This window comes from Ralstonia sp. GX3-BWBA (genome assembly GCF_003290055.1).
Lineage (GTDB): Bacteria > Pseudomonadota > Gammaproteobacteria > Burkholderiales > Burkholderiaceae > Ralstonia > Ralstonia holmesii.
The window spans coordinates 918,844-943,034 of record NZ_QMKS01000009.1 but is presented as its reverse complement, the minus strand read 5'-3'; the positions used below and the strand labels follow the sequence as shown (position 1 = coordinate 943,034).

Below are 24,191 nucleotides of genomic sequence, written 5' to 3'. Positions count from 1 at the left end.
GACACGACATGCCATTCCAATCCAGCGTGCGCCGCTTTGCAGTGCGCAGCCTCTGTGCAATACCGCTCATTGCCGCCACCAGTGCCGCCTGGGCCGCAGATGTGCACGTGCTGGCGACCGGCGCGTTGCACGCGGCCTTCGAGAAGGTCATACCGGCGTACGAGCAGCAGTCGGGCAACCATCTGATCATCGCGTGGGGGCCGTCCTATGGCACCTCGCCCGACGCCTTGCCGATGCGCATCAAGAACGGCGAGCCGATGGATGTGTGCTTCATGATCGGCGCCGCCTTGACGGATCAAGTGAAGCAAGGGCGCTTCATTCCGGAGTCGCGCGTTGACCTGGTGGCGTCAGGCGTGGGCGTTGCAGTGCGCAAGGGCTTGCCCAAGCCGAATATCCAGACCGTTGACGATCTGCGGCAAACCTTGTTGGCGGCCAAGTCTGTGGCGTTTTCGGAAGGCGCCAGCGGTACCTACATCACCGGCACGCTGTTCGCGCGTCTCGGGATTGCCGAGCAGATGAAAACCAAGAGCGTGCTGATCCGGGGCAAGGAGCTGGTCGGCTCGGCGCTTGAGCGCGGCGAGGCGGATCTGGGCCTGCAGCAGATCAGCGAGCTACGGGCATTCGGCGGCATCCAATATGTGGGGCCGCTGCCCGCCGAGGTGCAGAAGACGAGCGTGATTGCCGTTGCAGTGGCAAAAGATGCCAAGGAGCGCCAGGCCGCTGAAGGTCTCATCACGTATCTGCGTTCTCCGGAAGTCGCCGCCAAGCTGGTCCAGACGGGGCTCGACCCGATCCCCACCAAATAGAAATCGCCTGATTCGTTGCCGTTGTCCGTTGCATCGCGGTGGGTTTCCTGCCGCGAGGGGCAACTGCTGCCCGAAGCAAAAAACAACCGGGCTAGATCCCGGAACTAGGAGACTCCATGACGTTGCAGAAGTGCCTTCTGGGCGCCGCATTGACCTTGGTGATGGCGGCGTGCGCCGCGCCGCCAAACAACGGAGCAGACGTACAGCGGACGCTCGTGCGCCACGGCGATGTGCAGATCGAAACCCTCAGCCAGGGCAGTGGGCCGACTGTTGTCATCCTGCCGTCGCTTGGGCGCGGCGCGGAAGATTACGACGAGGTGGCCCGCCTGCTTGCAGCCGATGGGCTGCGTGTCCTGCGGCCGCAACCGCGCGGCATTGGCCAGAGCAAGGGCCCGATGGCGAATCTCGACATGCATGCGTTTGCGGCCGACGTTGCCGCCGTGATCGATCACGAAAAGACGGGGCCCGTTGTCGTGGTGGGGCATGCCTGGGGCAGCCAGCCGGCGCGCATGCTGGCGGTGGATCGGCCTGACCTGGTGCGCGGCCTCGTCATGGCCGCAGCTTCTGCCGGCAAGCTGCCGCCCGGTTCCAACGAGAAGCCCTATGGCCGCTTGCGCGAAGCGATCGACGGCTCCGGCAACCTCGCGCTGCCCGAGGCAAAGCGTCTGGAATATCTGCGCCAGGCGTTCTTTGCTCCCGGCCACGACCCCAAGCCGTGGCTTGGCGGTTGGTATTCGGATGCACACCACGCGCAAGCCCATGCCCGCAACGTCACGCCTGTGGATGCGTACTTCGCTGGCGGCACGGTGCCCATGCTTGATCTGCAGGCGCAGTACGACGCCGTGGTCGTGCCCAACGTGTTCAAGCCCATGCTGGGTAACCGCGTGACGGTGGAAGTGATTCCAGATGCCGGGCACGCCATGGCGCCCGAGCAGCCCGCGGCGATGAGCCGCGCCATCGCGCGCTTCGCCCGACGTGTCTATGCGGGCGCGTCCTGATTTCGTCAACACAACAACGCGCAGGCCGACGCATCCGCGTGGCATGCCTATCCACACCAAGCACACCAAGGAGAACATCATGAAATTGATCAAGTACGGCTGTACCGCGTTGGCTGCGGTCATGCTTTCCTTCTCTGCACTGGCTGCAACGGATGCCGGTCAGATCGATCGTGAATTGGTCAAGTACAGCAACGTGCAGATTGAGGTGATGCGGCAAGGTAAGGGCCCGTTGATCGTCATCCTGCCGTCGCTGGGCCGTTCGGGGCGCGATTACGATCAGGTTGCAAACCAGCTCGTCGCCGATGGCTTCCGTGTGTTGCGTCCTGAGCCGCGCGGCATCGGCCAGAGCAAGGGGCCCATGACCAATCTGGACATGCATGCCTTTGCCGCCGATGTGGCCTCCGTGATCGAGCATGAAAAGCAAGGGCCGGCGGTTGTGGTTGGCCACGCGTGGGGCAATTTCCCGGCACGCATGGTGGCGGTGGATCGGCCCGAGCTGGTGCGCGGCGTCGTTCTGGTTGCGGCTTCCGCCGGCAAGGTGCCGCCGGGTTCGACCGAAAAGCCGATCAACGCAGAGATGCGTAAAGCCATCGACGGCGCGGGTGATATGCGTCTTTCGGAAGCGCAGCGCCTTGCGTATCTGCGACAGGCCTTCTTTGCGCCGGGCAATGACCCACGCGTGTGGCTCGATGGCTGGCACGAAGAGACGCATGAGGCGGAGTCCCATGCCCGCAACGTGACGCCGGTGAACGCGTACTTCGCGGCCGGCACCGCGCCGATCCTGGACTTGCAGGCCGAGCACGACGCTGTGGCGCCGCGCCGCTTCTCGCAGGTTCTGAAATCGATGCTGGGCGATCGTGTGACGGTGGTTGTGGTGCCGAATGCAGGCCATGCATTTGCACCCGAACAGCCCAAGGCGATGGCGGATGCGATCGCAACGTTCGCCAAGCGCGTGTACGCAGAACCCGCCAAGCAGTAATCGAACGTGCTTGCCATGTGGAGGCTGGGTCCGTGATTCGCCTCCACAGCTTGCCTAACTGGACGGAAAACCCCCCGAGGAAGGGCAAAGGGATTGATAACCAAAGCACATCAATCCTTCCGAAAATTGCACTTCTCGTTTGTTGGTCTCCCGGCGAACATTGCCAAAACGACAAACGCCGTTCGACGGCGTATTCTTTTTTTGGCTTCCAGGAGACACCTCGATGCACCCCCAGTCCAGCCTTTCGACCGGGCAATCAAAGGCCGCCGCGGTCTTCCGCGTCACCGCCGGGAATTTCCTGGAGCAGTTCGACTTCTTCCTGTTCGGCTTCTACGCCACACAGATCGCCAACGTCTTCTTTCCCACCGATAGCGAATTCGCCTCGCTGATGATGACCTTCGCCGTTTTTGGCGCCGGGTTCCTCATGCGGCCGCTGGGCGCGGTGGTGCTCGGTGCGTACATTGACGATGTCGGCCGCCGGAAGGGCCTGATCGTCACGCTGTCCATCATGGCAAGCGGCACCGTGCTGATCGCATTCGTTCCCGGCTACGCCTCGATCGGCCTCCTGGCACCTGCGCTCGTGTTGCTCGGGCGCCTCTTGCAGGGCTTCTCGGCGGGCGCCGAGTTGGGTGGCGTATCGGTCTACCTGGCCGAGATGGCTACGCCGGGCCGCAAGGGCTTCTTCACGAGCTGGCAGTCCGCCAGCCAGCAGGTCGCAATTGTGGTGGCGGCGGGCCTGGGGTTTGCGCTCAACCAATGGCTGAGCGCACCGGCCATTGCCGCATGGGGATGGCGAGTGCCGTTCTTCGTCGGTTGCATGATCGTGCCGTTCATCTTCGTGCTGCGCCGCAATCTTGAGGAAACGCAGGAGTTCAAGGCACGCAAGCATCGTCCGAGCATGAAGGACGTACTCAGCACGCTGGTGCAAAACTGGGGCGTCGTCATCGCCGGCATGATGCTGGTGGCGATGACCACCACGAGCTTCTACCTCATCACTGTCTATGCGCCCACGTTCGGGAAGACCGTTCTGCACCTGAGCACGGCCGACAGCCTGCTCGTCACGCTGTGTGTGGGGGTGTCGAACTTCGTGTGGCTGCCGATTGGTGGCGCGCTCTCCGACAGGATCGGCCGCCGGCCGCTGCTCATCGGCATGACGGTGCTCACCATCGCTACCGCCTATCCGGCGCTTTCGTTCCTCGCTCACGCGCCGAGCTTCATGAACATGCTGCTCGTGCTGCTTTGGCTGTCGTTCATGTACGGCATCTACAACGGCGCGATGGTTGTCGCGCTCACGGAAGTGATGCCCGTGCAGGTGCGCGTTGCCGGATTCTCGCTTGCCTATAGCCTTGCGACGGCAGTGTTTGGCGGCTTTACCCCCGCCATCTCGACGGCCGCCATCCACATGACCGGCGACAAGGCCGCCCCCGGCTACTGGATGAGTTTTGCCGCTGTGTGCGCGCTCCTGGCGACGTTGACGCTGTATCGCCGCCGCGCGGTGACGCTGGCTCCGGCCCACTGACGCAGAGCGCGCTCCAGATACTCACAAACACGTACGACCTGGCACGACCATCACCATGAAGACTCTGTTTTTGAAACTGTGCGCAGCCGCGCTCGTCGCAACCTCAGCCATTGCGGTCAACGTTCAGGCTGCCGAGCTGCACGTCATGAGCTCCGGTGGCTTTACCGCCGCCTACAAGATGCTCGGGCCGAAATTTGCATCGCAGACAGGCAACACGCTCAACACCGCACTTGGACCCTCGATGGGCAAATCGCCCGAAGCGATTCCAAATCGGCTTGCGCGCGGTGAGCCGGCCGACGCCGTCATCATGGTCGGCTACGCACTCGACGATCTGATCAAGCAAGGCAAGGTCATTCCAGACTCGCGCGTGGAACTGGCCGACTCGCGCATCGGCATGGTTGTGCGTGAAGGCGCGGCCAAGCCCGACATCAGCTCGCCGGAGGGCCTCAAGCAAGTGCTGCTGCATGCCAAGTCGATTGCCTACTCGGACAGCGCGAGCGGCGTCTATATCGAGCGCGAGCTGTTCAAGAAGCTCGGCATTGAAGAGCAGGTCAAGGCGAAAGCGAAGATGGTCCCGCGCATTCCGGTGGCATCGGTGGTGGCCACCGGCGACTACGAAATCGGCTTTCAGCAAGTGAGCGAGCTTCTGCCGGTGCAGGGTGCTACCTTCGTCGGAAAGATCCCGGAGTCGCTGCAGTCGGTCACGCGCTTTGCTGCGGGCATCCCGGTTGGGGCACAGCATCCGAAGGAAGCGAAGGCGCTACTCGACTATCTTGCTTCGCCTGGAGTGCAGGCAGACGTGAAATCGACCGGGCTCGATTCGGTGACTGCGCATTGAGGCAGGGCGGCGGGGCGATGGGCCAAGCAGCCCATGCTATGCATCGCTCGCCATCCCGCCGCGCTTCGCTTCAATGATCATCCGGTGAAATTCCTCTGCGGCCGGTGTGAGCGCACGGCCGCGCCGCTTCACAATGCCTACGCGCCGGTTCACCACCGGCTCCACCAGCGGCACGCTCGTGAGAATCGGATGGTCATTCCCAGGCATGGCCATCGACGGCACCGCAGCAACACCAAGCCCCGCTTCAACCAACCCAAGCATGGTGGTGACGTGCCGCGTCTCACAAACGCTTGGCGCACGCGGCGCTACGGCCGACAGCGCCTGATCCAGCAGCAGTCGGTTGCCGGACGTCTTGTCCACTGACACGTATTCGTGCGCGTAAAGCTCATTCCACGTCACGCGCTTCTTTCGGGCAAGCGGATGATCGCGCCGGCAGGCGGCAACAAACCGCTCCTGCAGCAGCATCTTGAATTCGATCTCGGGCTCCTGGCTGCCCATGAAGCTCACGCCAAAATCTGCCTCGCCGCTAATGACCGCACCGAGCACCTCGTTCGCGCTTGCATCCAGCAGCTTGACCCTGATGCGTGGAAAGCGGCGGTGATAGGTCGCAATCAGGCTGGGCAGAAAGTAATAGGCCACCGACGGCACGCAGGCGATGGTCACGTGCCCAAGGCGGCTCGATGAAACGTCGCGGATGCCGAGCAGGGCGACGTCGAGATCGTCGAGCAGTTGTTCTGCGCTGCGTGCGAACACGCGGCCGACCGTGGTGAGCGTGACGCTGCGGGTGGTGCGTTCGAACAGGGGCACGCCCAGCGCGCTCTCGAGCTTGTCGATCCGGCGGCTCAGCGCGGGCTGGGAAATGCTGATCGCTTCGGCGGCCTTTCGGAAGTTGCCCAACTCCACCACCGCGCGAAACGCCTGCAAGTCCGTCAAATCGAAGTTGATGCCCACGGGCCAGCCTCCACATCCCAGATGCGCAGCATTTTGCGCGATTTATCACGGGGTGACACGGGGCGGAGAAGGACGGAAGCGATGCTGCTGTCACGATGATGCCCCCATTTGCGCAAGGAACCATGTCGGAAAGCGCACGCGCGCTTTATCAAAAAAGCTCATCAAACCTGCCAATGCATTGAACTGCACCGACGCTTCGTGTCACATGTCGCACCACGCCCCGTCACCCCTCTTTCGTAGGGGGTGTGGCATGGTTCGTGCAGCCTTGCGCACGGTTTGACGACAACAAAAAAGTTGGGAGGGTGTATGAGCAACAAGCAGGTGCCAGGGGAGCCGCTGTTGGAAGCGGTTTGCCAGCCGGGCAGCATCACGAAAATTTCGCGCCGACACTTCGTGATGGGGCTGGGAGCCTCGCTGCTGGCCGGTTGCGGGGGCGGGGGCGATGATGCCGACGCTGCGAGCGTCGCCCCTGCGACAACGACAGGCGGGAGCACCACCGCGCCGGGCTCCCCGATCAACAAGACGCCCGTCGCGCCGCCCGCGGGCACCGTGCAGATCCAGAGTTTCACGCATCCCGGCCTGCTGCATACCGAAGCGGATTTCGCGCGCATGCGCACCAAGGTGGGGGCGCATGCGTCCCCTTGGATCGATAGCTGGAACGTGCTGGTTGCGAATGGCCACACTCGCCTGACGAACAAGCCGAATCCGCAAGTCGCCATCTACCGGGGCAATGACCCGACACATGGTCAGAACTACGGCACGCTCTACCACGACATCGCCGCTGCCTACGGCGACGCGCTGCGCTGGAAAGTGTCGGACGACAAGCAATACGCCGATAAAGCCATCGAATATCTCGACCAGTGGGCCTCGACGCTGACAACGCTGGGCGGCAGTGACGTGGCGCTGGCCGCTGGCATCTACGGCTACGAGTTCGCCAACGCGGCCGAAATCATGCGCAGCTACAGCGGCTGGAGCCCGGCTGGCCTGGCCGCGTTCCAGTCGATGATGCGCAAGGTTTTCTACCCTGTCAGTCATGCTTTCCTGACGCGTATCGACACCGCCATGGACACGCACTACTGGGCCAACTGGGGCCTGTCCAACATCGCGTGCATTCTGGCCATTGGGGTGCTGTGTGACGATGCCGATCTCGTCAACGAGGCCATCACCCATTTCAAGACCGGGGGCAGCAACGGCTGTATCCGGCAGGCCGTGTACTACATGCACCCCGGCAACCTCGGACAATGGCAGGAAGCCGGCCGCGATCAGGGCCACACCACGCTCGGCATTGCCTTGACGGGCGCCATTTGCGAGATGGCCTGGAACCAGGGCATCGATCTGTACGGCTATGACAACAACCGCTTCCTGGCGGGCGCCGAGTACGTCGCCAAGGCCAACCTGACACAGCCGGACGGCACGTTCTATTCGGTGCCCTTTGTCACGTACCAGAACAGCGCCGGCGTCATCCAGACGCAGTTCTCCACCGGTGGGCAGGGCGGTGCTTTGGGCCGCCCGTGCTGGGCGCTGGTGGCCAACCATTACATCAACCGGAAAGGCCTGGCGGCGCCTTACACGAAGCGCGCGGCTGACCTCGTGGCGCCGGAAGGCGGTGGCGGCAACTACGGCCCCAACAGTGGCGGCTTCGATCAGCTTGGCTATGGCACGCTCACGTGCACGCTCGACCCTGGAACACCCGCTGCGGCGCCGAGCGGCCTCACTGGCTATGCCAGCGCGGGCAAGGTCGTGTTGTCGTGGTGGGGCACCAGCAACGCCACCAGCTACAACGTCAAGCGCGCGACGATTGCCGGTGGCCCGTACACCACCATCCGCAGCGGTATCACCGATCTGCTGACCTATACCGATACGCCGCCCGCTGCCGGCACGTATTTTTATGTCGTGACAGCGCAAACGATTGGTGGTGAATCGGCTGTCTCCAACGAGGTGAAGGCCATCACGGCGGTGCAGCTGCTCACGCATCTCGCCTTCGATGAGGGCAGCGGCACCACCGCAGCCGATCGCTCCGGCAACGGGCGCAACGGCACGCTCAATGGTGCGGCATGGGGCGCAGGTCGCAGCAGCAACGCGGTCTCGCTCAACGGCTCGGGCGCCTACGTGGCGTTGCCCAACGACCTTCTGGTCGACGTGTCGGACTTCACCATCGCGGCGTGGGTGTTCTGGAATGGCTCGCAAACATGGGCCCGCCTGTTCGACTTCGGAACGGGCTTTCACCGCTACCTGATGTTGACGCCCCGCGCGCAGTTGCGAAGCGGCTGGGCTGGCATACGCTTCGCCATGACGGCCAATGGCCCCGGCGATGGCCCGCCGGAACAGATCATTGACGCCCCCACCGAGCTGCCCAGCAAGCAATGGGTGCATGTTGCCGTGACGCTATCAGGCTCCACCGGCACGCTGTACGTGAACGGTGCGGCCGTCAGCACCAACACAGCCATGTTCCAGGCACCGTTCCGCCTGGAGAGCACCACACAGAACTGGCTGGGCAAATCGCAATACAGCACAGACCCGACGTTCAACGGCCGGATCGATGATTTCCGCATCTATCGCGGCGCGCTCAGCGCTGCCCAGATCGCATCGCTCATGGCGAGTTGATTGCCACGGGCCCGATGGAGGGCCCTGGCAATCCGATGCACCTTTTCTTTCAAGGATTTTTTGATGACCGTGTTTTCTCATCGATGGATTGCCGTCGCCGCGATTGCGTTCGCGCTATTTGGCTGCGGCGGCGGGTCCGATAGCACGCAGGGCAGTAGCACGACAGGCAGCGGCACTGGAACGCAAGGCGGCACCAACGGAGGCACCACTGGTGGCCAGACCGGTGGAAATGGCGGCGGAACTGGAGGTGGAACCACCGGCGGCAGCACATCCAGCCTGTCAGCCAGCGCCGCGCTCGTCGCCAAGTTGGGCAAGCCTTCGCGCGTGCTCGTCGGCCTGGGTTCGGGTCAGTCGATTTCGGACATGCAAAGCCAGGGCATTCGTCCTGACATCATCGACGTCTACCTCGTAGGCGCGGGACCTGGCTCGTGGCCCTACTGGAACAGCCCCGACGGCGCCTACATCACGTACAGCGCGCAGGCCGCCCAGGCCTATGGCGCAACGCCGATGTTCACCTTCTACCAAATGGCGCAGAACGGTGACGGCAACCTGAGCGGCATCACCGATGCAACGTTCATGAACACGTACTGGAGCCAGGCGCGATTGATGTATCAACGCATTGCCGCCCTGAATGCGCCCGTGCTGGTCAACCTCGAGCCCGACTTCTGGGGCTACGTGTGGGCGCAGGCACCGAACCATGATCCGACGCAGATGGCCGCGGTGGTGAACAGCCAGCCCGAATGCAGCAGCCTGCCCAACACAGCCGCCGGCCTCGGGCAGTGTCTGGTGCAGATGGCTCGCCAGATCGCACCCAAGGCGCTGATCGGCTTCCCGCCGGCGTTCTGGTCGGGATCGCCGACTGCGGTTGCGGGGGAAATGCGTGCCGCCGGTGCGCACCAGGCCGACTTCATCGTCGCCCAGACCAGCGACCGTGACGCCGGCTGCCTTGAAGCCGCCACGGTGTCGGAATGCACGGGCCGCAGCGGCACGTTCTACTGGGACGAGGCCAACATCAACACGCCCAATTTCCATCAGTCGCAAAGCAGCTACCTGGACTATCGGACCGCACTGGGCAATGGGTTGCCCATTCTGTGGTGGCAGACGCCGCTGGGTGTGCCGTCCAGCGCGCCGGGCGGCACCAACCAGCACTACCGCGATAACCGGGTCGACTACATGCTGCGCAACACACAGGAATACGGCGACGGCCATACCTTCGCGGTCGTCTTCGGCTCGGGCGGCACGTACCAGACGACGATCAACACCGACGGTGGCCAGTTTGCGCGCCTGCTCGGTCTGTATCTCGGCGGGGGCGGGGCCACGCTGCAATAACCGGGCGCGGCGCTTATGCGGGGCTGCTCGCGGGCTATATGCCGCGAGCACACCCTGTTTGCGAGGCTACGCAGTTGCCGCGTAGTCAACGCGGTTTCTCCCCTTGCGCTTGGCCTCGTAGAGCGCATCGTCCGCGGCCTTGGTCAACGCATCCAGCGACGGGAAGCTCGAGCGGCGCCCCGTAGCGCAACCGACACTCACGGTGAAGGGAGCCAAGCCTGAGCTCCCGATTGCGGTGCGGTTTTCTTCGACTTCGGCGCGTATCGCTTCAGCGATTCGCCTGGCACCGGCTTCGCCCGTGTCGGGCAACAACACCACGAACTCTTCACCGCCGTATCGGGCTGCGAGGTCGCCGCGTCGACGCGCATGCTTGGAAATGCAGTTGGCGAGGTACTGGAGTGCGGAGTCGCCCTGGGCATGTCCGTGCTCGTCGTTGTAGCGTTTGAAGTGATCGGCATCGACAAAGAGCACGGATAGGCGACTGTCATTCCGTTGCAGGCGGTCCCACTCGTTTTCCAGTGCGACATCCAGTGCGCGCCTGTTCTTCAGGCCGGTCAGCGGGTCGGTTTGCGTAAGCTCGCGCAGGTGGTTTTCAGCCATCACGCGGCCCCGCAGCGCAAAAGCCAGGAGCCAGACACCTGCGCAGAAGGCAAGGCTGACCGACAGCGACGACAACCCGACGATCCACGACAGCCGTTGCCAGGGCGCAAGTGCATCGCTCATTGCCGGAGCCACCACGGCGATGAAGGGTGTGCCCGGCACACGTTGAAACGTATAGAGGCGCAGCGCGCCGTCGCTGGCCGACGGTGCTACGTAGAAGCCGGACTCCTGATTCACCATGCGCGGGAACGTCAACGATTTGCTGAGATTGAGCGCGCGGGCTGCGCCGGGCGGCGGATTTCTCGCCACCAGCGTTCCGTCGGTGCGAACGATGGCCGTGATGCCGCGCGGCCCGACATCCAGCTTCTCAAGAAGCTGCTTGAAGTAATCGAGATCGATCGCGACCAATGCGGTGCCCGCGAACGTCCCGTCGGCGCGGTTCATCCTTCGGCTCAGCGCAATGGCCTCCACGCCTGCGCGTGAGCGCGCCTTATAGACGGCGGACGTGTAGAGGCCAACGTTTGCGTGGTCGCGATGGACGATGAAGTAATCGCGGTCGCTGAAATCCCAGTGGTGTGTCACAGAACAGCAACCGTCGATGAGCCGGCCCTTGTCGTCTGTGACGCCCATGCCCGTGACATACCGGGCAGAGGCTGTCGGGCTGAACAGCAGATCGTGCCGGATCTCCGGATCGAGGTGTCGGATGCTGGGTTTGTCGAGTGCGGCGATCAGCGTCTGCAGCGACTGATCTGCCGATTCAACGGTGCGCGAGATGTGGCTCGCCAGAACGGCCGCGACATTCCTCGAGGTTTCGTGAGCGTGCTCGATGGCCGTTTCACGGTTGGCCCACAGCGTCAGTACACTGATTGCCAGGACAATCAATGTCAGCAGCGTTCCCACCGCCCCAACAACAAAAGGATGTTGGCCTGCCGATGTGGCCAGCCGTCGGGCGAATGGGCGAAGAGGCATGTCGTGGTCTTGGGCGCGACGACAGACCGCACGTCTGCCTGTTTGGCGAGACAGAGTGCGGTCGATCTGGAGGCGGTATTGATGTGTGCGTAGCACGCCATCCCCGCTGGTAATCGGCACAAGACAGAAAAACTGCAGTCCGACGAGCGGCTTTTATTGCAGGCCTTTCCAATTCGGCCGAGATGCCCGCCACGCCTGCATGCGGCTTAGCCGGCGAGCGCGGCGGCGAACTCACGATACGAGCCCAGCGGTCGGCCCAGGATGCTGGTCAGACGCTCAACATCGCCAGCCTGCGGAACCATGCCATCGCTGACATAACGCTCGGCCATCAGGCGCATCTCATAGGCCATCCATTTGGGCAGGAAGTTCGCCGCGTTGTTCTCGAAACCGGTTGGATCGTCGCCGCCGTAGACGACGGGGCGGCCAAGGGTCTGTGACCAGATGGAGGCCAGTTCAGGGCCCGTCAGCGTGTCGGGGCCCACCAGGTTGATGGTCTCGATCGGCAGCTTGCCCGGTGCCGTGTCCCGGCGGATCAGTTCGATGGCCGCCACTTCTGCGATATCGCGCGTGTTGACCATGGCGACCCCCTTGCTGCCGATCGGCATTGGGTAGACGCCATGGTTGACGATGACGTCCTTGACCATGTGCTCGTTGTCCATGAAGTAAGCCGGACGCAGGATGGTGGCGCTGAAGCCCATCTGCTCGATCATGCGTTCTGCGCCGGACTTCACCGCAAAGTGCGGCACGTTCACGAAGCGCTCGGCGTGCATGACCGACAGATAGACGACGCGCTCAACGCCGGATTCGCGGGCAACGTTCAGCGCAATGAGCGCCTGGGTGAATTCGTCCCCAGCAACCGCGTTGAGCAGGAACAGTGTCCGGACACCGATGAAGGCACGCCGAAGCGATTCGAGATCCAGCATGTCGCCCTGCACGACATTCACGCTGGCCGGGAAGTCGGCTTTCGACGGGTCGCGAACCAGCGCGCGCACGTTCGCACCGCGATTGACGAGCTGATTGACGACTTGGCGGCCGACGCGGCCGGTAGCACCAGTAACGAGGATGGTCATGATGTTCACTCCTTGAGTGGGTTGCGTTCCCAGCTAAGGTAGGTGATCCATCTGTGGTCCGGAAGATGCTATAAATAGACGAGGTATCTCACTGGTGGAACACATGGATTTGCTTGCGCTTGCCGATTTCAACCTGGTTGCCCGGCATGGAAGCTTTGGCGAGGCCGCGCGCGCGACCGGTCGTCCGAAGGCCACGCTGTCTCGCAGGGTTTCGGAGCTGGAGGGCAGTCTCGATATTCGGCTGTTTGAGCGCGGGCCCCGCGGGCTCAAGCTCACGCAGGAGGGACATGCGCTTTACGAGCGTACCGGCACGCTGCTCACCGAGATTGCCGAGAGCGCCGCGGCAATTGCGTCGGGAAGCGAGCGGCCACGCGGGCGTCTGCGCATCAGCGCGCCGATGCTCTTTTCCCAAATTGCCATGGGCAAGCTGGTTGCCACGTTCGCGTTGAAATATCCCGAGGTGCAGTTGGAGGTGACGACCGAAGACCGTGGCGTCGACATGATCGAGGAGGGCTATGACCTTGTGATCCGAGTCAACCCGGACCCGGACGAAAGCCTGATCGGGCGCGTGTTCTTGCGTGACCGCCTCGTTGTCGTGGCAAAGCCGGAACTGGAGCGGCCATCAGGTAAGGCCGTTGCGCCGGCCGTCCTTCGCGGCCCCGGCACTGGAAGCACCGCCTGGGATATCACCGGACCGGAGGGAAAGTCGCGCATAGCGATCAAGCCCGTCGCACACCTGTCGTCGCTGATCATGGTGCGCGACACAGTCCGTCTTGGCGTGGGCGCAGCGTGCCTGCCGGTGTCGCTCGTGGCCCACGATCTGGAGGCCGGCACGTTGGTGCATTGGGGTGATGTGGACGGCCCCGAAATCGCGCTATGGGCGCTTTATCCTTCCAGGCGTTTGCTCAGCGCCCGTGTTTCCGCTTTTCTCGACCACCTCAAAGACGCGTTTCCGACGGGCGAGCCCGAAGAGTTGGCGGCTTATCTCCATTCTGGAGCATAGGGATGCGGTTATAGCGCTTCGGTGTCTCCGCTCATTTTCGGCAATGGGCGATGCGCAATGTCTTCCGCCTCGGCGTGGTCCAACCCGAGCATGCGCAGCAGTGCCGACGCCGCACGCTCCGGAAAATCGCTCTTGCCGTCGGTGAGGCCTTTCAGCAGCGTGGCCGCCGGCTCCGATTGCGCGTCGATTTGCACGCCCACAGCCACGGCGGCGAGAACAGTGCCGCCAACGGAAATCAGGCTCATCAGTGGATCGGGTGCGTCAAACCGACGTGCCGCAACGCCCCGCCCAATGTCGCGAAGCAGCCGCTGGCCAAGCCCACGGCTGAGGATGCGAGGCGAGAATCCTTCGCGAATCAGGAACTGTCCCCACACAGGCTCCCGTCGCGCGCGCAGCAGCGTGTGCCGCACGGATACGGCGATCACTTCGGCCGGGTCGGCAAGACCCTCGGCAATCCGATCCAGCGTGTCCGCAAACTCTTCGAACACCCAGTCCGTCAGCGCCAGGTAGATCGCTTCCTTCGATTCGAAGTGGTTGTAGAACGAGCCAAAGCCGACATCCGCGGCCTCGGTGATCTCGTTGATCGCAACGCCCTCCATTCCTTTCTCGGCCATCAACTTGAGCGCCGCCTCTAACAGGCGCGACCGTGTCTCGCGTTTGCGACGGGCCCCGCGCGGCTCCTTTTCTTCAACGGCGGTGGCCGCCGGCGTAGCCGTTGCGGCCGCTGTGGCGGATTTGATGGCCTTGGCGGCGCGGGAAGTGGGAGTGCGGGGCATGGGATCGAGTCGATGAAGCGGTGTTAGAGTTTAACCTGATCAAAGTTGACAAAAGTATCAGTTATGATTTGAATATCGAAAGCGCCCGATGCATGGGCGATACAAGAACAGGAGTTCGCGTGGAGACAGCTGTACAAGAGGCGCAGGAAGCGCTTCCGTTCGCGCCCCAGTGCGCCCCCGCCCCCGATTTGCCTTCTGCAGTCGATGTGCTGGTAGTGGGTTTTGGCCCCGTGGGTGCCATGGCTGCAAACCTGCTGGCCAGATACGGCGTACGGGTGTTGGTCGTGGAGAAATCCACGGAGATCTTCATGGCGCCTCGCGCCATCGCGCTGGATAACGAGGCGCTGCGCATCCTGCAGTTGGCGGGCATTGGCGAGCGCGAGCTCGACACCATCGCGATCCCGTTTGTGCGCATGCGCTCGCCGGTGTTTGGCGAATTCGCGCGCGTGAATACGCTCGGCGGCGCAGACGGGCACCCGAAGCTCGTCACGTTCTACCAGCCCGATCTGGAGCGCAGCCTGCGGCGCCAACTCCAGCAGTACGACGGCGTACACATCGCGTTGGGCGCGGAGTTCATGGGGCTGGAAGCCTCCGAAGACCACGTTGTGGCTTCAGTCGCAGTGGCCGGCGGACAGACGCATCGCGTGCGTGCGCGCTACGTCATCGGGGCAGACGGTGCTAGCTCCGTGGTGCGCGGGTTGATCGGACAGGCTTTCAAGGGGAAGACCTTTGCCGAAGACTGGCTCATCGTCGATGCGCGCAACGTGCCGCGCCCGATCGACCACGTTGAGTTCCTCTGCAACCATCGCCGCCCGACGCCGCACATGACGGCCCCGGGCGGGCGCGAACGCTGGGAGTTCATGCTGAGCCCCGGTGAAACGCGCGCCGAAATGGAATCGGACGAACGCATCCGCACATTGCTCAAGCCCTGGTGCAACGTCGACGATATCGTCATCGAGCGCAAGGCCGTTTATCGCTTCCATGCACGCGTGGTCGATACGTTCAGCAAGGGGCGCGTCTTTCTTGCCGGAGATGCCGCGCACATCACGCCGCCCTTCGTCGGACAAGGGCTGGTGGCCGGCCTGCGGGATGTCGCCAATCTCTGCTGGAAGCTGGCCTGGGTGGTCCATGGCCGCGCGGCACCGGGAATCCTGGATTCGTACGACCGTGAACGCCGCCCGCATGCGAAGGCGATGATCAACCTCGCCAAGTTCATGGGCAAGCTCGTGATGCCGCGCAATGCCGGCGTTGCGTTGATCACGCACGGGCTCATGCGCCTTGTGCGCCTGGTTCCGCCGCTGCGTACCCAGCTTGAGGAACTCGGCATCAAGCCGAAGAACGCGTTCGCACGGGGTCTGTTCGTTACGGGGAAGGGCGGCTCGCGCTTGCGCCGTGGCGCCGTGCTCGCCCAGGGCTGGGTGCGCGGCCGCGATGGCACGACGCGACTGAGCGATGAAGTGTTTGGCGCCGGGCTTGCGTTGATCGGCTTTGGCCATGACCTCAGCACACAACTGGATGCCGACACCGCCAAAGCGTTTGCAGCGGCGGGCGGCAAGGTGGTCCAGATCACGCATCGGGGCCAACGCCTGCATGTTGCGCCAGGCGAGCACTGGGAAGACCTAGAAGGTGTTTTCCTGCCGCGCTCCGTGCCCTTTGGCTGGGCTGCCGTCATCCGCCCCGATCGCACCATCGTCCATGACGGCCCGGCACGGGACGCCGTCCGCCTTGTCCGAGAAAGCCTCGCATTGCTCGGCGCATCTGCCGGGCAGGCGTCTTCCCTGGCCCCCGTCGCACGCGCCGCTTGAGGTCTCACCATGAAACTCACGACAGCCCAACCTGCACGCCACCCGAACCCGACCACCAAGGCGCTCGAACTGGCTTACCTGATCTTCGAACGGCCTGACCTGACCAAGGCAGAGCAATTCCTGACCGATTTCGGCCTGCACACCGTGGGGCGCGACGGCGAGCGGCTGTTCATGCGCGGCACCAGTACAGCCCCGTTCTGTTACATGGTGAACAAGGCAGACACAGACCGCTTTGTCGGATTCGGTTTGCGTGTTGCCGACAGCAAAGACCTGGAAGCGCTCGCCCGCCTGCCGCGCGCATCTGGCGTGGAGCCAATCACTGCACCGGGCGGCGGACTGTGCGTGCGCTTGCGTGACCCGTCCGGTTTTCGCGTGGATGCCGTGTGGGGCCAGGCGCCCAGCGGCACGCTGCCGCATCGTACGGCCATGGCGCTCAACACGGCCGACAGCATTGTTCGTGTGAATGACACGCAGCGCGTTCAGGCCAGGCCGCAGGAGGTCATCCGCCTGGGCCACGTCGTGTTGGAAGTGGCCGACTACCAAGCCACGAGCGCCTGGTACACGCAGCACTTCGGCTTCATTCCCAGCGATGTGCAGGTGCTGCCCGATGGCTCGCCGGCGGTGGCATTCATGCGGCTTGACCTGGGCGCTACGCCTGCCGATCACCACACGCTGGCACTCGCCCAGGGCTTCGCGCCGGTCTACAGCCACAGCGCCTTTGAAGTGATCGACGCTGATGCCATCGGCATGGGGCAACGTATCTTGCGCGAGCGCGGTTGGAAACATGCGTGGGGCATCGGCCGGCACATCCTGGGCAGCCAGATCTTCGATTACTGGCAAGACCCGTGGGGCGACAAGCACGAACACTACTGCGACGGTGACATGTTCACCGCCGACCAGCCGACCGGCATCCATGCCGTAAGCCGAGAGGCGATGTCGCAATGGGGCCCCGTCATGCCGCGCAGCTTTACGAAGCCCAAGCTCTCCCTGTCCAAGCTGGTGGCCCTGCTAAGGAACCTGCGGAACAGCCCCGACCTGACAGTCGGCAAGCTGCGCACGCTGGCCAAGCTTTTCGCGTAACCCCCTCATTTACCGACAGCCCCGATACGCCATGGCATTGAATGTTCTGCATTACCGGTACCAGGGTCGCGCCCAGTGGGGAATGATCCGCGCCGGCATGATCACGCCCATTCCGGGCGAGTTTCCGACCACCTCCGCCTTTCTCCAGTCCAACACGGTGGAGGCGCTGTCGGTGTTGGCCGGCCCCGCCATCAAGGTGTCGGAAGTTGAGATCCTCTCGCCGGTCACGCGCAACCAGCAGTTCGTTTGCCTGGGTGCGAACTATCGGCAGCACATGATCGAGTCGGGCATGAATCCGGACGCCAAGCACTTCAACATGGTGTTCACCAAGGCACCGGGCTGCATTGTTCCGGCCACATCGGATCTCGTGCGGCCTCGTCACGTGCAGTTTCTCGACTACGAGATCGAACTGGGCCTCGTCATGAAACGCGAGGTAACAACGCGCCAGTCGGTAACGGACGCCAACTTGCACGAGTACGTAGCCGGCATCGTCATCGTCAACGACTACTCGGCGCGCGACATCCAGATTCCGCAGATGCAGTTCTACAAGGGCAAGAGCTATCGCACGTTCGGCCCGGTAGGCCCGTATCTGTGCCTGCTGCAGCCGCGCGACTTTGGCCGGCTGCGCGACCTGCAACTCAGGCTGACCGTCAACGGCGTGACGCGGCAGAGCGATTGCACCGCCAACCTGGTTCACGGGCCCGCCGAAACCTTGACCGAGTTGTCGGGCGTTCATGATCTGCACACCGGCGACCTGATCGCCACGGGCACACCCGCCGGCTGCGCGCTGAGCGTTCCGTCACCAGCCAAGCAGCGCATCGCCGCGCTGTTGCCGGAGGCCACCAAGTGGCGGATGTTCATGAAGGTGCAGGCGGCGCGCCCGCAGTATCTGAAGCCCGGCGACATCGTCGAATCGCGCATCTTCAGTGCCGACAGCGAGATCGACCTGGGCACGCAGCGCAACCGCGTAGTGGAAGACGCAGCATGAACGGCATCGCAAACCAGAGCGACATCCTCGCCATTGAAGCGAGGGAAGTGCCGGCGGATCTGCCAACCAGCACGTACGAGATGATCCGGCGCGGCGCGGCCATCAACCCGTCTGCCCCAGCGCTGTCGTTCTTCTTGCGTGCATCAGATCATCGCAAGGCCGAAACGTGGACGTATCGCGAGCTTGTGCGAGACATCACGCGCACCGCCAACCTGTTCACGCGGCTCGGCATTCGCCGGGATGAGGTGGTCGCCTACGTGCTGCCGAATCTGCCGGAAACGCATTTCGTGATCTGGGGTGGGGAGGCCGCAGGCACGGTCTGCGCCATCAATCCGTTGCTCGAAGCCCCCGCCATTGCCGATCTGCTGAAGGCCGCCGGCGCGCGTGTGCTGGTCACGCTGGCGCCGTTTCCCGGAACCGATCTGTGGCCCAAGGTGCAGCGCATTCTGGGCGATGTGGCATCGCTCGAGCATCTCGTGCTCGTCAATCTGGCTGATCGTGTGCGCGGGCCCAAGGGCTGGATGGCGCGGCTCGTGCAGCGTAGGGAATGCACACGGCTGCTCGGCCGGGACGGTGTTCGCGCAGCCGTGCCCAGATATATCCACCTGCACGATTTCGGCAGGGCGATGGCGCGCGAATCCGGTGCAACGCTCGCCTATCCGCGCGTCTTCAAGGCAGGGGATACCTCTTCGTATTTCTGCACAGGCGGCACCACGGGGCTACCCAAGATTGCAACGCGCAGCCATGGCAATGAAGTAGCCAATGCGTGGGCGGCAGGGCAGTTCCTTGGCAACAGCGTGGGGCCCGGCAAGACGATCTTCTGCGGGTTGCCGTTGTTTCATGTGAACGCGGTGCTGGCGACCGGGCTTCTGCCGTTCTCCAAGGGCGCGCACGTGGTGCTCGGCACGCCCCAGGGCTATCGCGGCGAGGGCGTTGTCGCGCGCTTCTGGGAAATCGTTGAGCGCCACCGCATCAACTTCTTCAGCGCCGTGCCCACGCTCTATGCGGCGTTGCTTGATGTGCCCGTGGGCAAGCGCGACATCAGTTCGCTGGAATACGGCCTGTGCGGCGCTGCGCCGATGCCGGTCGAGGTGTTCCGCACATTCCAGCGGCGCACCGGCGTCAAGATTCTGGAGGGCTACGGCCTGACCGAAGGCACGTGCGTGAGCAGCGTCAACCCACCGCTGGGCGACCGGCGGCTCGGCTCCATTGGCCTGCGTGTGCCCGGCCAGCTCATGAAGGCCGTGGTGCTCGGCGAAGACGGCCGTTATGTGCGCGATTGCGTTACGGACGAACCTGGGGTCCTGGTCATCTCGGGGCCAAACGTCTTTGGCGGCTACGTGCAGCCCGAGCACAACAAGGGCTTGTGGATTGACCTGGGCGATGGCCGGGCGTGGCTCAACACCGGTGATCTCGGCCGCATGGATCACGATGGCTATTTCTGGCTGACCGGCAGAAAGAAGGAACTCATCATCCGCGGTGGCCACAACATCGATCCGGCCACCATTGAGGAGCCGCTGCATCGGCACCCGGCTGTCCAGATTGCGGCAGCCATCGGGCGACCGGATGCGCATGCGGGCGAACTGCCAGTGGCGTACGTCCAGCTCAAGCCCGGCGCCACGGCCAGCCGCGAAGAACTTGCGGACTTCGTGCGCGAAGCCATCCTTGAGCGCGCTGCGCAGCCAAAGCAGATTCACATCGTGGATGCCATACCGCTCACGGCGGTGGGCAAGATCTTCAAGCCCGCGCTGAAGCGAATAGAAGCCGCCGATGCCTTGCACTGCGCGCTGCGCGACGCAGGCATCGAGGGTGTGCACCTCGTGCTGGATGAAGACAAGACCACCGGCATCCTGGTACGTGCCGGCCTGAGTGACCCAGCCCTGCACGACAGCGTTGCAGCCGTGCTCGGCCGATTCCCGTTTTCGTTTTCCATCTCGCCAGACGGAGGCGCGCCTCCCTAGTCCGTCACGCCCCAGCTTGCCTTAGCCAATACAACGATTCCAAAACAGGAGACACACCATGGCGCACTTCACTCTGCGCTTCGCCCCCGCTCGTTCTTTTTTTGCCGTGGCGGCCGCCATCGCAATGGCAGCCCCCTTGGCACATGCGCAATCAAACGAAGACCCGCCCAGCAGTGATGCCAGCTTCTTTGACCGATACATACGCGGGCGCAACGTGCTCTCGGTTGGGGTGCTTCATATTCATCCCACGGATTCGTCAACGCCGCTGTCTACCTCAACCAGCGCGCTTGGCCTGGGTAGCTATGAGTCGCCCGGCACCAGTGCCAAGACGGGCAGCTCCACCACGCTGTCGCTCACGCAGACATATTTCATCAACGACAACTGGGCTGTTACTGCGGTCGGGGGCATCCCACCCACCACGAACATCTACGGTCGTGGCAAGGTCGTCGCGCCAGTGCCGGGACTTGGGAACCTCACGCTCATCGATCTGGGGCTGCCTAAGAACAACCCCGTTGCATCTGCCCGTGCGTGGAACCCGGCGCTCATTGGGCAGTACTACTTTGGAACCGCGCAGAGCAAGCTGCGCCCGTTCATCGGTGCGGGCGTCAGCTACAACTTCTTCACCCAACTGCGCCTGAACTCGAATTTCGTCAGCGCCATGCAGAACCTCGGCCAAGTCCTTCAGTTGGGCATGGGCCAGATTCCCACCGGCCCCGCCAAGGTGTCGGCAGCGACCTCCAGTTCGTGGGCGCCGGTTGCCAACATTGGCGCGTCGTACGAGTTTGCCAAGAACTGGACGCTTGTCGGCACCGTCGCCTATCTGCCGCTCAAAACCACATCGACCATCACGCTCCGAAGCCAGGAAGGCCAGGTGCTGGCCGTCAACAAGACGGAGATCAACGTGAAGCCTGTCGTCTTCAGCCTGAACGTTGGATACCGGTTCTAGCGGATCGAGAAGCCAAGGGTGAGCGAGCTGATGAACTCGGTGGGGCTTAAACGCCGCTCGTGCTTGGGCATCCGCGGTGGGGCAGAGCGCGAGGCTCAGACCGTGGAGTTCGAGTGTTGAAGAGTGAAGCTCGACCCTCAGACACTGGAGCTTTACCCTCAAACAGTGAGATTCCAGTGTTTGAGGCCGAAAACGCGACCGTCAGACAGTGACGTTTCAGTGTTTGACCCTGACGTTCGACTCATTGAGGGTGGAGCTCCAGTGTTTGAGGGTGAAGCTCCAGTGTCTGAGGGTGAAGCTCCAGTGTTTGAGGGTGGAACGTGAGATTCAGCCCGGCGCCCAGGGCGAATCAATAATCCAACTTTTGCCGCCGCCCCCCTCGCTATAATTCAGCCGCTGCCGCACCAACGGCAGCCGGGTGTAGCGACCTGATCTATGCAGTGCCTCTGGACGGCAATCGCTCAGCGATTCGCCGGCAGACACTCGCGCGCTTTCAAGGGCGGGCCGGGTGGGGAGACCTTCGGGTCTGCCGGTGCTCCAGAGAACCGGTTCGCTACCCCCGCCGTCGGGCCCGCCACCCCCGTGTAGCGACGAGCTGGCGGGCCTCCAACCACCTCTGGAGGCTCTATGCCAAATGGTCCAAGCGGGCACCGCCCCGCGTCTTATCCATCTCCACCCGAACCACCCACGCACGCGCCCACGTCGTCTGATGGAGGCACGCTCACCAAGAACCGCACCTACCTGAACGGCGCAATCGCAGCGCAGGCGTATCTCAAGCGCACGCGCACCGCCATGCGCTCACACGGACAATGTCGCCCGGGCATGCTGCGCGAGCAGCTTCAACACCTCTCCACGCACGCGTTCCCGCCGGCATTCATCAAAGGCTTTGTGGATACGATTGATGCATACGTATCGATGTCGCTCGGGGGCCGCGATGTCGATCCGCAAACGTGGGACGTACTAGCTGCCATAGAGCGGCGGGGCTACAGCCAATAAAAACCGATTGACGCATTCCCGTGACGGGCGGGAATGCCGAGGCAAGCCGGGCGGAATGACCGCGCTGGCGCTCTCTTTACTGAGTGACTCCTGTATCGGCAGCTGCTTAGGGCAGCAACGAGTGCGACCTCGGGGTGAAGTTCCCTTCGTCGCTCGCCCTTTGCCACACCGCATCCGGAACCTATCGATAGGAAATCCATGCAAGCGGGCCGATCCTTGATCGGGCCACTGAAATGGTTTCCGGGGTATCGCTTAAGAATCCGTTAAGAAGAATCCGAGAGCATCAAGGCATTCCTCAGCGTGAGAGGCCATGATGCCAACCCCCAAATTTCTTCCTGTTGCCCGCCTGCATTCGGTCTTGGCGTTGGCACTAGCCGCTGCCGCTCCCCTGGCAAATGCGCAAGCGCCCGCGCAACTGCTCGACCAATATCGAGCGCAGGCCGGAACCCCCTCCGACCCGTCCCGCGGGCAGCAGTTCTTTACATCCAAGCACGGCCGTGAATGGAGCTGTGCTTCTTGCCATGGCAATCCGCCAACGCAAACCGGCCGGCATGCCGCGACCGGCAAGTCGATCGCGCCGCTGGCTCCGGCATTCAACCCAGAGCGTTTTACCGATGTCGCCAAGACCGAGAAATGGTTCCGGCGCAACTGCAACGACGTGGTAGGGCGTGAGTGCACGGCAGCCGAGAAAGCAGACATCCTGAGTTGGCTGATGACTCTCGGCAAGTAGGACCGTTCAGCACGCCACGCAATTCCTGACCTGATTCGGAGCATCTCAATGTCTGGACATTTCATCGTTACAAGCCCAACTGCACGCGCTTGCTTGGCAATCGCGGGCTTGGCGCTGTCGTTTCTCGCCACCGCCGAAGAGGGGCCTGGCGTGCGCGCTGCACCGCTGCTGCCCAAGTATCGCCAGGAATGCGCGTCCTGCCACATTGCCTATCCGCCGGGCATGCTACCTGCCAGCTCGTGGCAGCGCATTGTGGGCAACCTGCAGCACCACTATGGGACGGATGCGTCGTTGGACCCCGCCACCGTCAAGCAGCTTGATCAATGGCTCACGGCCAACGCGGCGGATCGCTCGAGGTCGATGCCTCCGCCGCCCGAGGACCGTATCACCCGCTCGGCGTGGTTTGCACGCACCCACGACGAAGTGCCCGCTGCGGTGTGGCGCCGGCCCTCCATCAAGAGCGCCTCGAACTGCGTCGCCTGCCATACCAAGGCGGATCAGGGCAATTTCAATGAACACGATGTCCGCATCCCACGCTAAAACCATGAAACCCGATTCCATCGCTCGCCGCATCCTGGTTTGGGATGCGCCGACTCGTCTGTTCCACTGGCTGCTGGCGCTGAGTTTCCTTGGTGCCTACTTGACTGCGGAAAGTGAGCAGTGGCGCCTTGTCCACATCACACTCGGCTACACGATGGCTGCGCTGGTCGGCTTTCGGCTGGTGTGGGGCATGGTGGGTACGCGATATGCCAGGTTCTCCAACTTCATACGGTCCCCCGCCGCCACACTCCGCTATTTGACCAGCATCATGCGCGGTCAGCCGGAGCACCATATTGGCCACAACCCCGCTGGTGCGCTTGCTATCATCGCCTTGCTGCTGATGGCGTGCGGCCTGGCAGGAACGGGCTGGGCCACCTACAACGATGTCGGCGGTGACTGGCTCGGCGAACTGCACGAGGGCATCGCCAACGCAATGCTTGCACTGGTGGGCGTTCATGTTCTCGCCGTCTTCGCCAGCAGTTGGCTGCACCGTGAGAATCTGGTTGGCGCGATGATCAGCGGACGCAAGACGGGCTTGCCGAATGAGGGCATCCGCCGCGCGTGGTGGAGCCTCGCGGTGCTGATGCTGGTGGCGGTGCTGGGCTTCTGGTGGGTGCAATGGCAGTCCGCGCCGCCGGCTGGGGCCACTGACCGACCCTCAGCATCCGCGAAGCAACACGGTGCAGTCAGAGACGACTATTGA

21 protein-coding genes are annotated in these 24,191 nt (G+C 63.3%); 17 read left to right on the top strand and 4 right to left on the bottom strand.

Annotated features, from left to right (window positions below; all coding sequences use genetic code 11):
- The first annotated feature begins 8 nt into the window (after positions 1 to 8).
- The 5 genes from DOD19_RS12040 (at position 9) to DOD19_RS12020 (ending at position 5,140) form a co-directional block, all read left to right on the top strand.
- On the top strand, positions 9 to 806 hold the full coding sequence (locus DOD19_RS12040) for a substrate-binding domain-containing protein (protein WP_112185690.1): 798 nt from the start codon (positions 9 to 11) through the stop codon (positions 804 to 806).
- A gap of 116 nt (positions 807 to 922) precedes the next feature.
- Positions 923 to 1,804: an alpha/beta hydrolase gene (locus DOD19_RS12035; protein ID WP_239497992.1), complete on the top strand. Its 882-nt coding sequence runs from the start codon at positions 923 to 925 to the stop codon at positions 1,802 to 1,804.
- A 79-nt stretch (positions 1,805 to 1,883) separates the two neighbouring features.
- A complete protein-coding gene (locus tag DOD19_RS12030; protein ID WP_112186030.1) occupies positions 1,884 to 2,783 on the top strand; it encodes an alpha/beta hydrolase in 900 nt (299 codons plus the stop codon).
- Positions 2,784 to 3,006: 223 nt separating this feature from the next.
- A complete protein-coding gene (locus DOD19_RS12025; protein WP_112185688.1) occupies positions 3,007 to 4,302 on the top strand; it encodes an MFS transporter in 1,296 nt (431 codons plus the stop codon).
- Positions 4,303 to 4,357: 55 nt separating this feature from the next.
- A complete protein-coding gene (locus tag DOD19_RS12020; protein WP_024976482.1) occupies positions 4,358 to 5,140 on the top strand; it encodes a substrate-binding domain-containing protein in 783 nt (260 codons plus the stop codon).
- A 36-nt stretch (positions 5,141 to 5,176) separates the two neighbouring features.
- Here DOD19_RS12020 and DOD19_RS12015 read toward each other — a convergent pair whose 3' ends face one another.
- Positions 5,177 to 6,091 (bottom strand): LysR family transcriptional regulator, encoded by a 915-nt coding sequence (locus DOD19_RS12015; protein WP_024976481.1) that lies wholly within the window; start codon positions 6,089 to 6,091, stop codon positions 5,177 to 5,179.
- Between the two features lie 396 nt (positions 6,092 to 6,487).
- Here DOD19_RS12015 and DOD19_RS12010 point away from each other — a divergent pair, with 396 nt between their 5' ends.
- The gene (locus DOD19_RS12010; protein WP_112186028.1) at positions 6,488 to 8,695 is read left to right on the top strand and encodes a LamG-like jellyroll fold domain-containing protein; all 2,208 of its coding nucleotides are present in this window, start codon (positions 6,488 to 6,490) and stop codon (positions 8,693 to 8,695) included.
- Positions 8,696 to 8,758: 63 nt separating this feature from the next.
- Entirely contained in the window at positions 8,759 to 10,024 is a 1,266-nt protein-coding gene (locus DOD19_RS12005; protein ID WP_112185686.1) for a hypothetical protein, read from the top strand.
- Between the two features lie 66 nt (positions 10,025 to 10,090).
- Here the strand turns inward: DOD19_RS12005 and DOD19_RS12000 are convergent, their stop codons facing one another.
- Positions 10,091 to 11,593, bottom strand: a complete 1,503-nt coding sequence (locus tag DOD19_RS12000) for a GGDEF domain-containing protein (protein ID WP_112185685.1) — start codon at positions 11,591 to 11,593, stop codon at positions 10,091 to 10,093.
- Positions 11,594 to 11,799: 206 nt separating this feature from the next.
- Complete coding sequence (locus tag DOD19_RS11995; RefSeq protein WP_024976477.1) at positions 11,800 to 12,663, bottom strand: NmrA family NAD(P)-binding protein; 864 nt, start codon at positions 12,661 to 12,663, stop codon at positions 11,800 to 11,802.
- A 103-nt stretch (positions 12,664 to 12,766) separates the two neighbouring features.
- On the opposite strand from DOD19_RS11995, the gene DOD19_RS11990 reads away from it, so the two are divergent.
- Entirely contained in the window at positions 12,767 to 13,666 is a 900-nt protein-coding gene (locus DOD19_RS11990; protein ID WP_112185683.1) for a LysR family transcriptional regulator, read from the top strand.
- 8 nt (positions 13,667 to 13,674) lie between these two features.
- Here DOD19_RS11990 and DOD19_RS11985 read toward each other — a convergent pair whose 3' ends face one another.
- Entirely contained in the window at positions 13,675 to 14,442 is a 768-nt protein-coding gene (locus DOD19_RS11985; RefSeq protein WP_112185682.1) for a TetR/AcrR family transcriptional regulator, read from the bottom strand.
- A 188-nt stretch (positions 14,443 to 14,630) separates the two neighbouring features.
- Here DOD19_RS11985 and DOD19_RS11980 point away from each other — a divergent pair, with 188 nt between their 5' ends.
- The 9 genes from DOD19_RS11980 (at position 14,631) to DOD19_RS11940 (ending at position 24,191) form a co-directional block, all read left to right on the top strand.
- On the top strand, positions 14,631 to 16,247 hold the full coding sequence (locus tag DOD19_RS11980; RefSeq protein WP_275426887.1) for a bifunctional 3-(3-hydroxy-phenyl)propionate/3-hydroxycinnamic acid hydroxylase: 1,617 nt from the start codon (positions 14,631 to 14,633) through the stop codon (positions 16,245 to 16,247).
- A gap of 9 nt (positions 16,248 to 16,256) precedes the next feature.
- Positions 16,257 to 17,327, top strand: a complete 1,071-nt coding sequence (locus DOD19_RS11975) for a VOC family protein (protein WP_112185678.1) — start codon at positions 16,257 to 16,259, stop codon at positions 17,325 to 17,327.
- Positions 17,328 to 17,358: 31 nt separating this feature from the next.
- On the top strand, positions 17,359 to 18,315 hold the full coding sequence (locus DOD19_RS11970; RefSeq protein WP_112185676.1) for a fumarylacetoacetate hydrolase family protein: 957 nt from the start codon (positions 17,359 to 17,361) through the stop codon (positions 18,313 to 18,315).
- Complete coding sequence (locus tag DOD19_RS11965; RefSeq protein WP_112185674.1) at positions 18,312 to 20,276, top strand: acyl-CoA synthetase; 1,965 nt, start codon at positions 18,312 to 18,314, stop codon at positions 20,274 to 20,276. Before DOD19_RS11970 ends, DOD19_RS11965 begins: the two co-directional genes overlap by 4 nt.
- Before the next feature lie 58 nt (positions 20,277 to 20,334).
- Positions 20,335 to 21,222 carry an OmpW family outer membrane protein gene (locus DOD19_RS11960; protein ID WP_112185672.1) on the top strand — a complete coding sequence of 296 codons (888 nt, stop codon included), beginning with the start codon at positions 20,335 to 20,337 and terminating at the stop codon, positions 21,220 to 21,222.
- Between the two features lie 627 nt (positions 21,223 to 21,849).
- Positions 21,850 to 22,218, top strand: a complete 369-nt coding sequence (locus DOD19_RS11955) for a hypothetical protein (RefSeq protein WP_112185670.1) — start codon at positions 21,850 to 21,852, stop codon at positions 22,216 to 22,218.
- A 313-nt stretch (positions 22,219 to 22,531) separates the two neighbouring features.
- On the top strand, positions 22,532 to 22,948 hold the full coding sequence (locus DOD19_RS11950; protein WP_112186025.1) for a DUF1924 domain-containing protein: 417 nt from the start codon (positions 22,532 to 22,534) through the stop codon (positions 22,946 to 22,948).
- A gap of 48 nt (positions 22,949 to 22,996) precedes the next feature.
- Complete coding sequence (locus tag DOD19_RS11945; protein WP_112185668.1) at positions 22,997 to 23,488, top strand: diheme cytochrome c; 492 nt, start codon at positions 22,997 to 22,999, stop codon at positions 23,486 to 23,488.
- A complete protein-coding gene (locus DOD19_RS11940; protein ID WP_112185666.1) occupies positions 23,460 to 24,191 on the top strand; it encodes a cytochrome b/b6 domain-containing protein in 732 nt (243 codons plus the stop codon). Before DOD19_RS11945 ends, DOD19_RS11940 begins: the two co-directional genes overlap by 29 nt.

Bases quoted from the DNA above. Each gene is read 5' to 3' on its own strand.
- DOD19_RS12000 (WP_112185685.1), bottom strand. From the start codon at position 11,593: ATGCCTCTTCGCCCATTCGCCCGACGGCTGGCCACATCGGCAGGCCAA.
- DOD19_RS12035 (WP_239497992.1), top strand. From the start codon at position 923: ATGACGTTGCAGAAGTGCCTTCTGGGCGCCGCATTGACCTTGGTGATG.
- DOD19_RS11990 (WP_112185683.1), top strand. From the start codon at position 12,767: ATGGATTTGCTTGCGCTTGCCGATTTCAACCTGGTTGCCCGGCATGGA.
- DOD19_RS11940 (WP_112185666.1), top strand. From the start codon at position 23,460: ATGAACACGATGTCCGCATCCCACGCTAAAACCATGAAACCCGATTCC.
- DOD19_RS12030 (WP_112186030.1), top strand. From the start codon at position 1,884: ATGAAATTGATCAAGTACGGCTGTACCGCGTTGGCTGCGGTCATGCTT.
- DOD19_RS12025 (WP_112185688.1), top strand. From the start codon at position 3,007: ATGCACCCCCAGTCCAGCCTTTCGACCGGGCAATCAAAGGCCGCCGCG.
- DOD19_RS11945 (WP_112185668.1), top strand. From the start codon at position 22,997: ATGTCTGGACATTTCATCGTTACAAGCCCAACTGCACGCGCTTGCTTG.
- DOD19_RS11995 (WP_024976477.1), bottom strand. From the start codon at position 12,663: ATGACCATCCTCGTTACTGGTGCTACCGGCCGCGTCGGCCGCCAAGTC.
- DOD19_RS11955 (WP_112185670.1), top strand. From the start codon at position 21,850: ATGCCAAATGGTCCAAGCGGGCACCGCCCCGCGTCTTATCCATCTCCA.
- DOD19_RS11970 (WP_112185676.1), top strand. From the start codon at position 17,359: ATGGCATTGAATGTTCTGCATTACCGGTACCAGGGTCGCGCCCAGTGG.
- DOD19_RS12040 (WP_112185690.1), top strand. From the start codon at position 9: ATGCCATTCCAATCCAGCGTGCGCCGCTTTGCAGTGCGCAGCCTCTGT.
- DOD19_RS12010 (WP_112186028.1), top strand. From the start codon at position 6,488: ATGGGGCTGGGAGCCTCGCTGCTGGCCGGTTGCGGGGGCGGGGGCGAT.
- DOD19_RS11985 (WP_112185682.1), bottom strand. From the start codon at position 14,442: ATGCCCCGCACTCCCACTTCCCGCGCCGCCAAGGCCATCAAATCCGCC.
- DOD19_RS12005 (WP_112185686.1), top strand. From the start codon at position 8,759: ATGACCGTGTTTTCTCATCGATGGATTGCCGTCGCCGCGATTGCGTTC.
- DOD19_RS11975 (WP_112185678.1), top strand. From the start codon at position 16,257: ATGAAACTCACGACAGCCCAACCTGCACGCCACCCGAACCCGACCACC.
- DOD19_RS11950 (WP_112186025.1), top strand. From the start codon at position 22,532: ATGCCAACCCCCAAATTTCTTCCTGTTGCCCGCCTGCATTCGGTCTTG.
- DOD19_RS11960 (WP_112185672.1), top strand. From the start codon at position 20,335: ATGGCGCACTTCACTCTGCGCTTCGCCCCCGCTCGTTCTTTTTTTGCC.
- DOD19_RS11965 (WP_112185674.1), top strand. From the start codon at position 18,312: ATGAACGGCATCGCAAACCAGAGCGACATCCTCGCCATTGAAGCGAGG.
- DOD19_RS12020 (WP_024976482.1), top strand. From the start codon at position 4,358: ATGAAGACTCTGTTTTTGAAACTGTGCGCAGCCGCGCTCGTCGCAACC.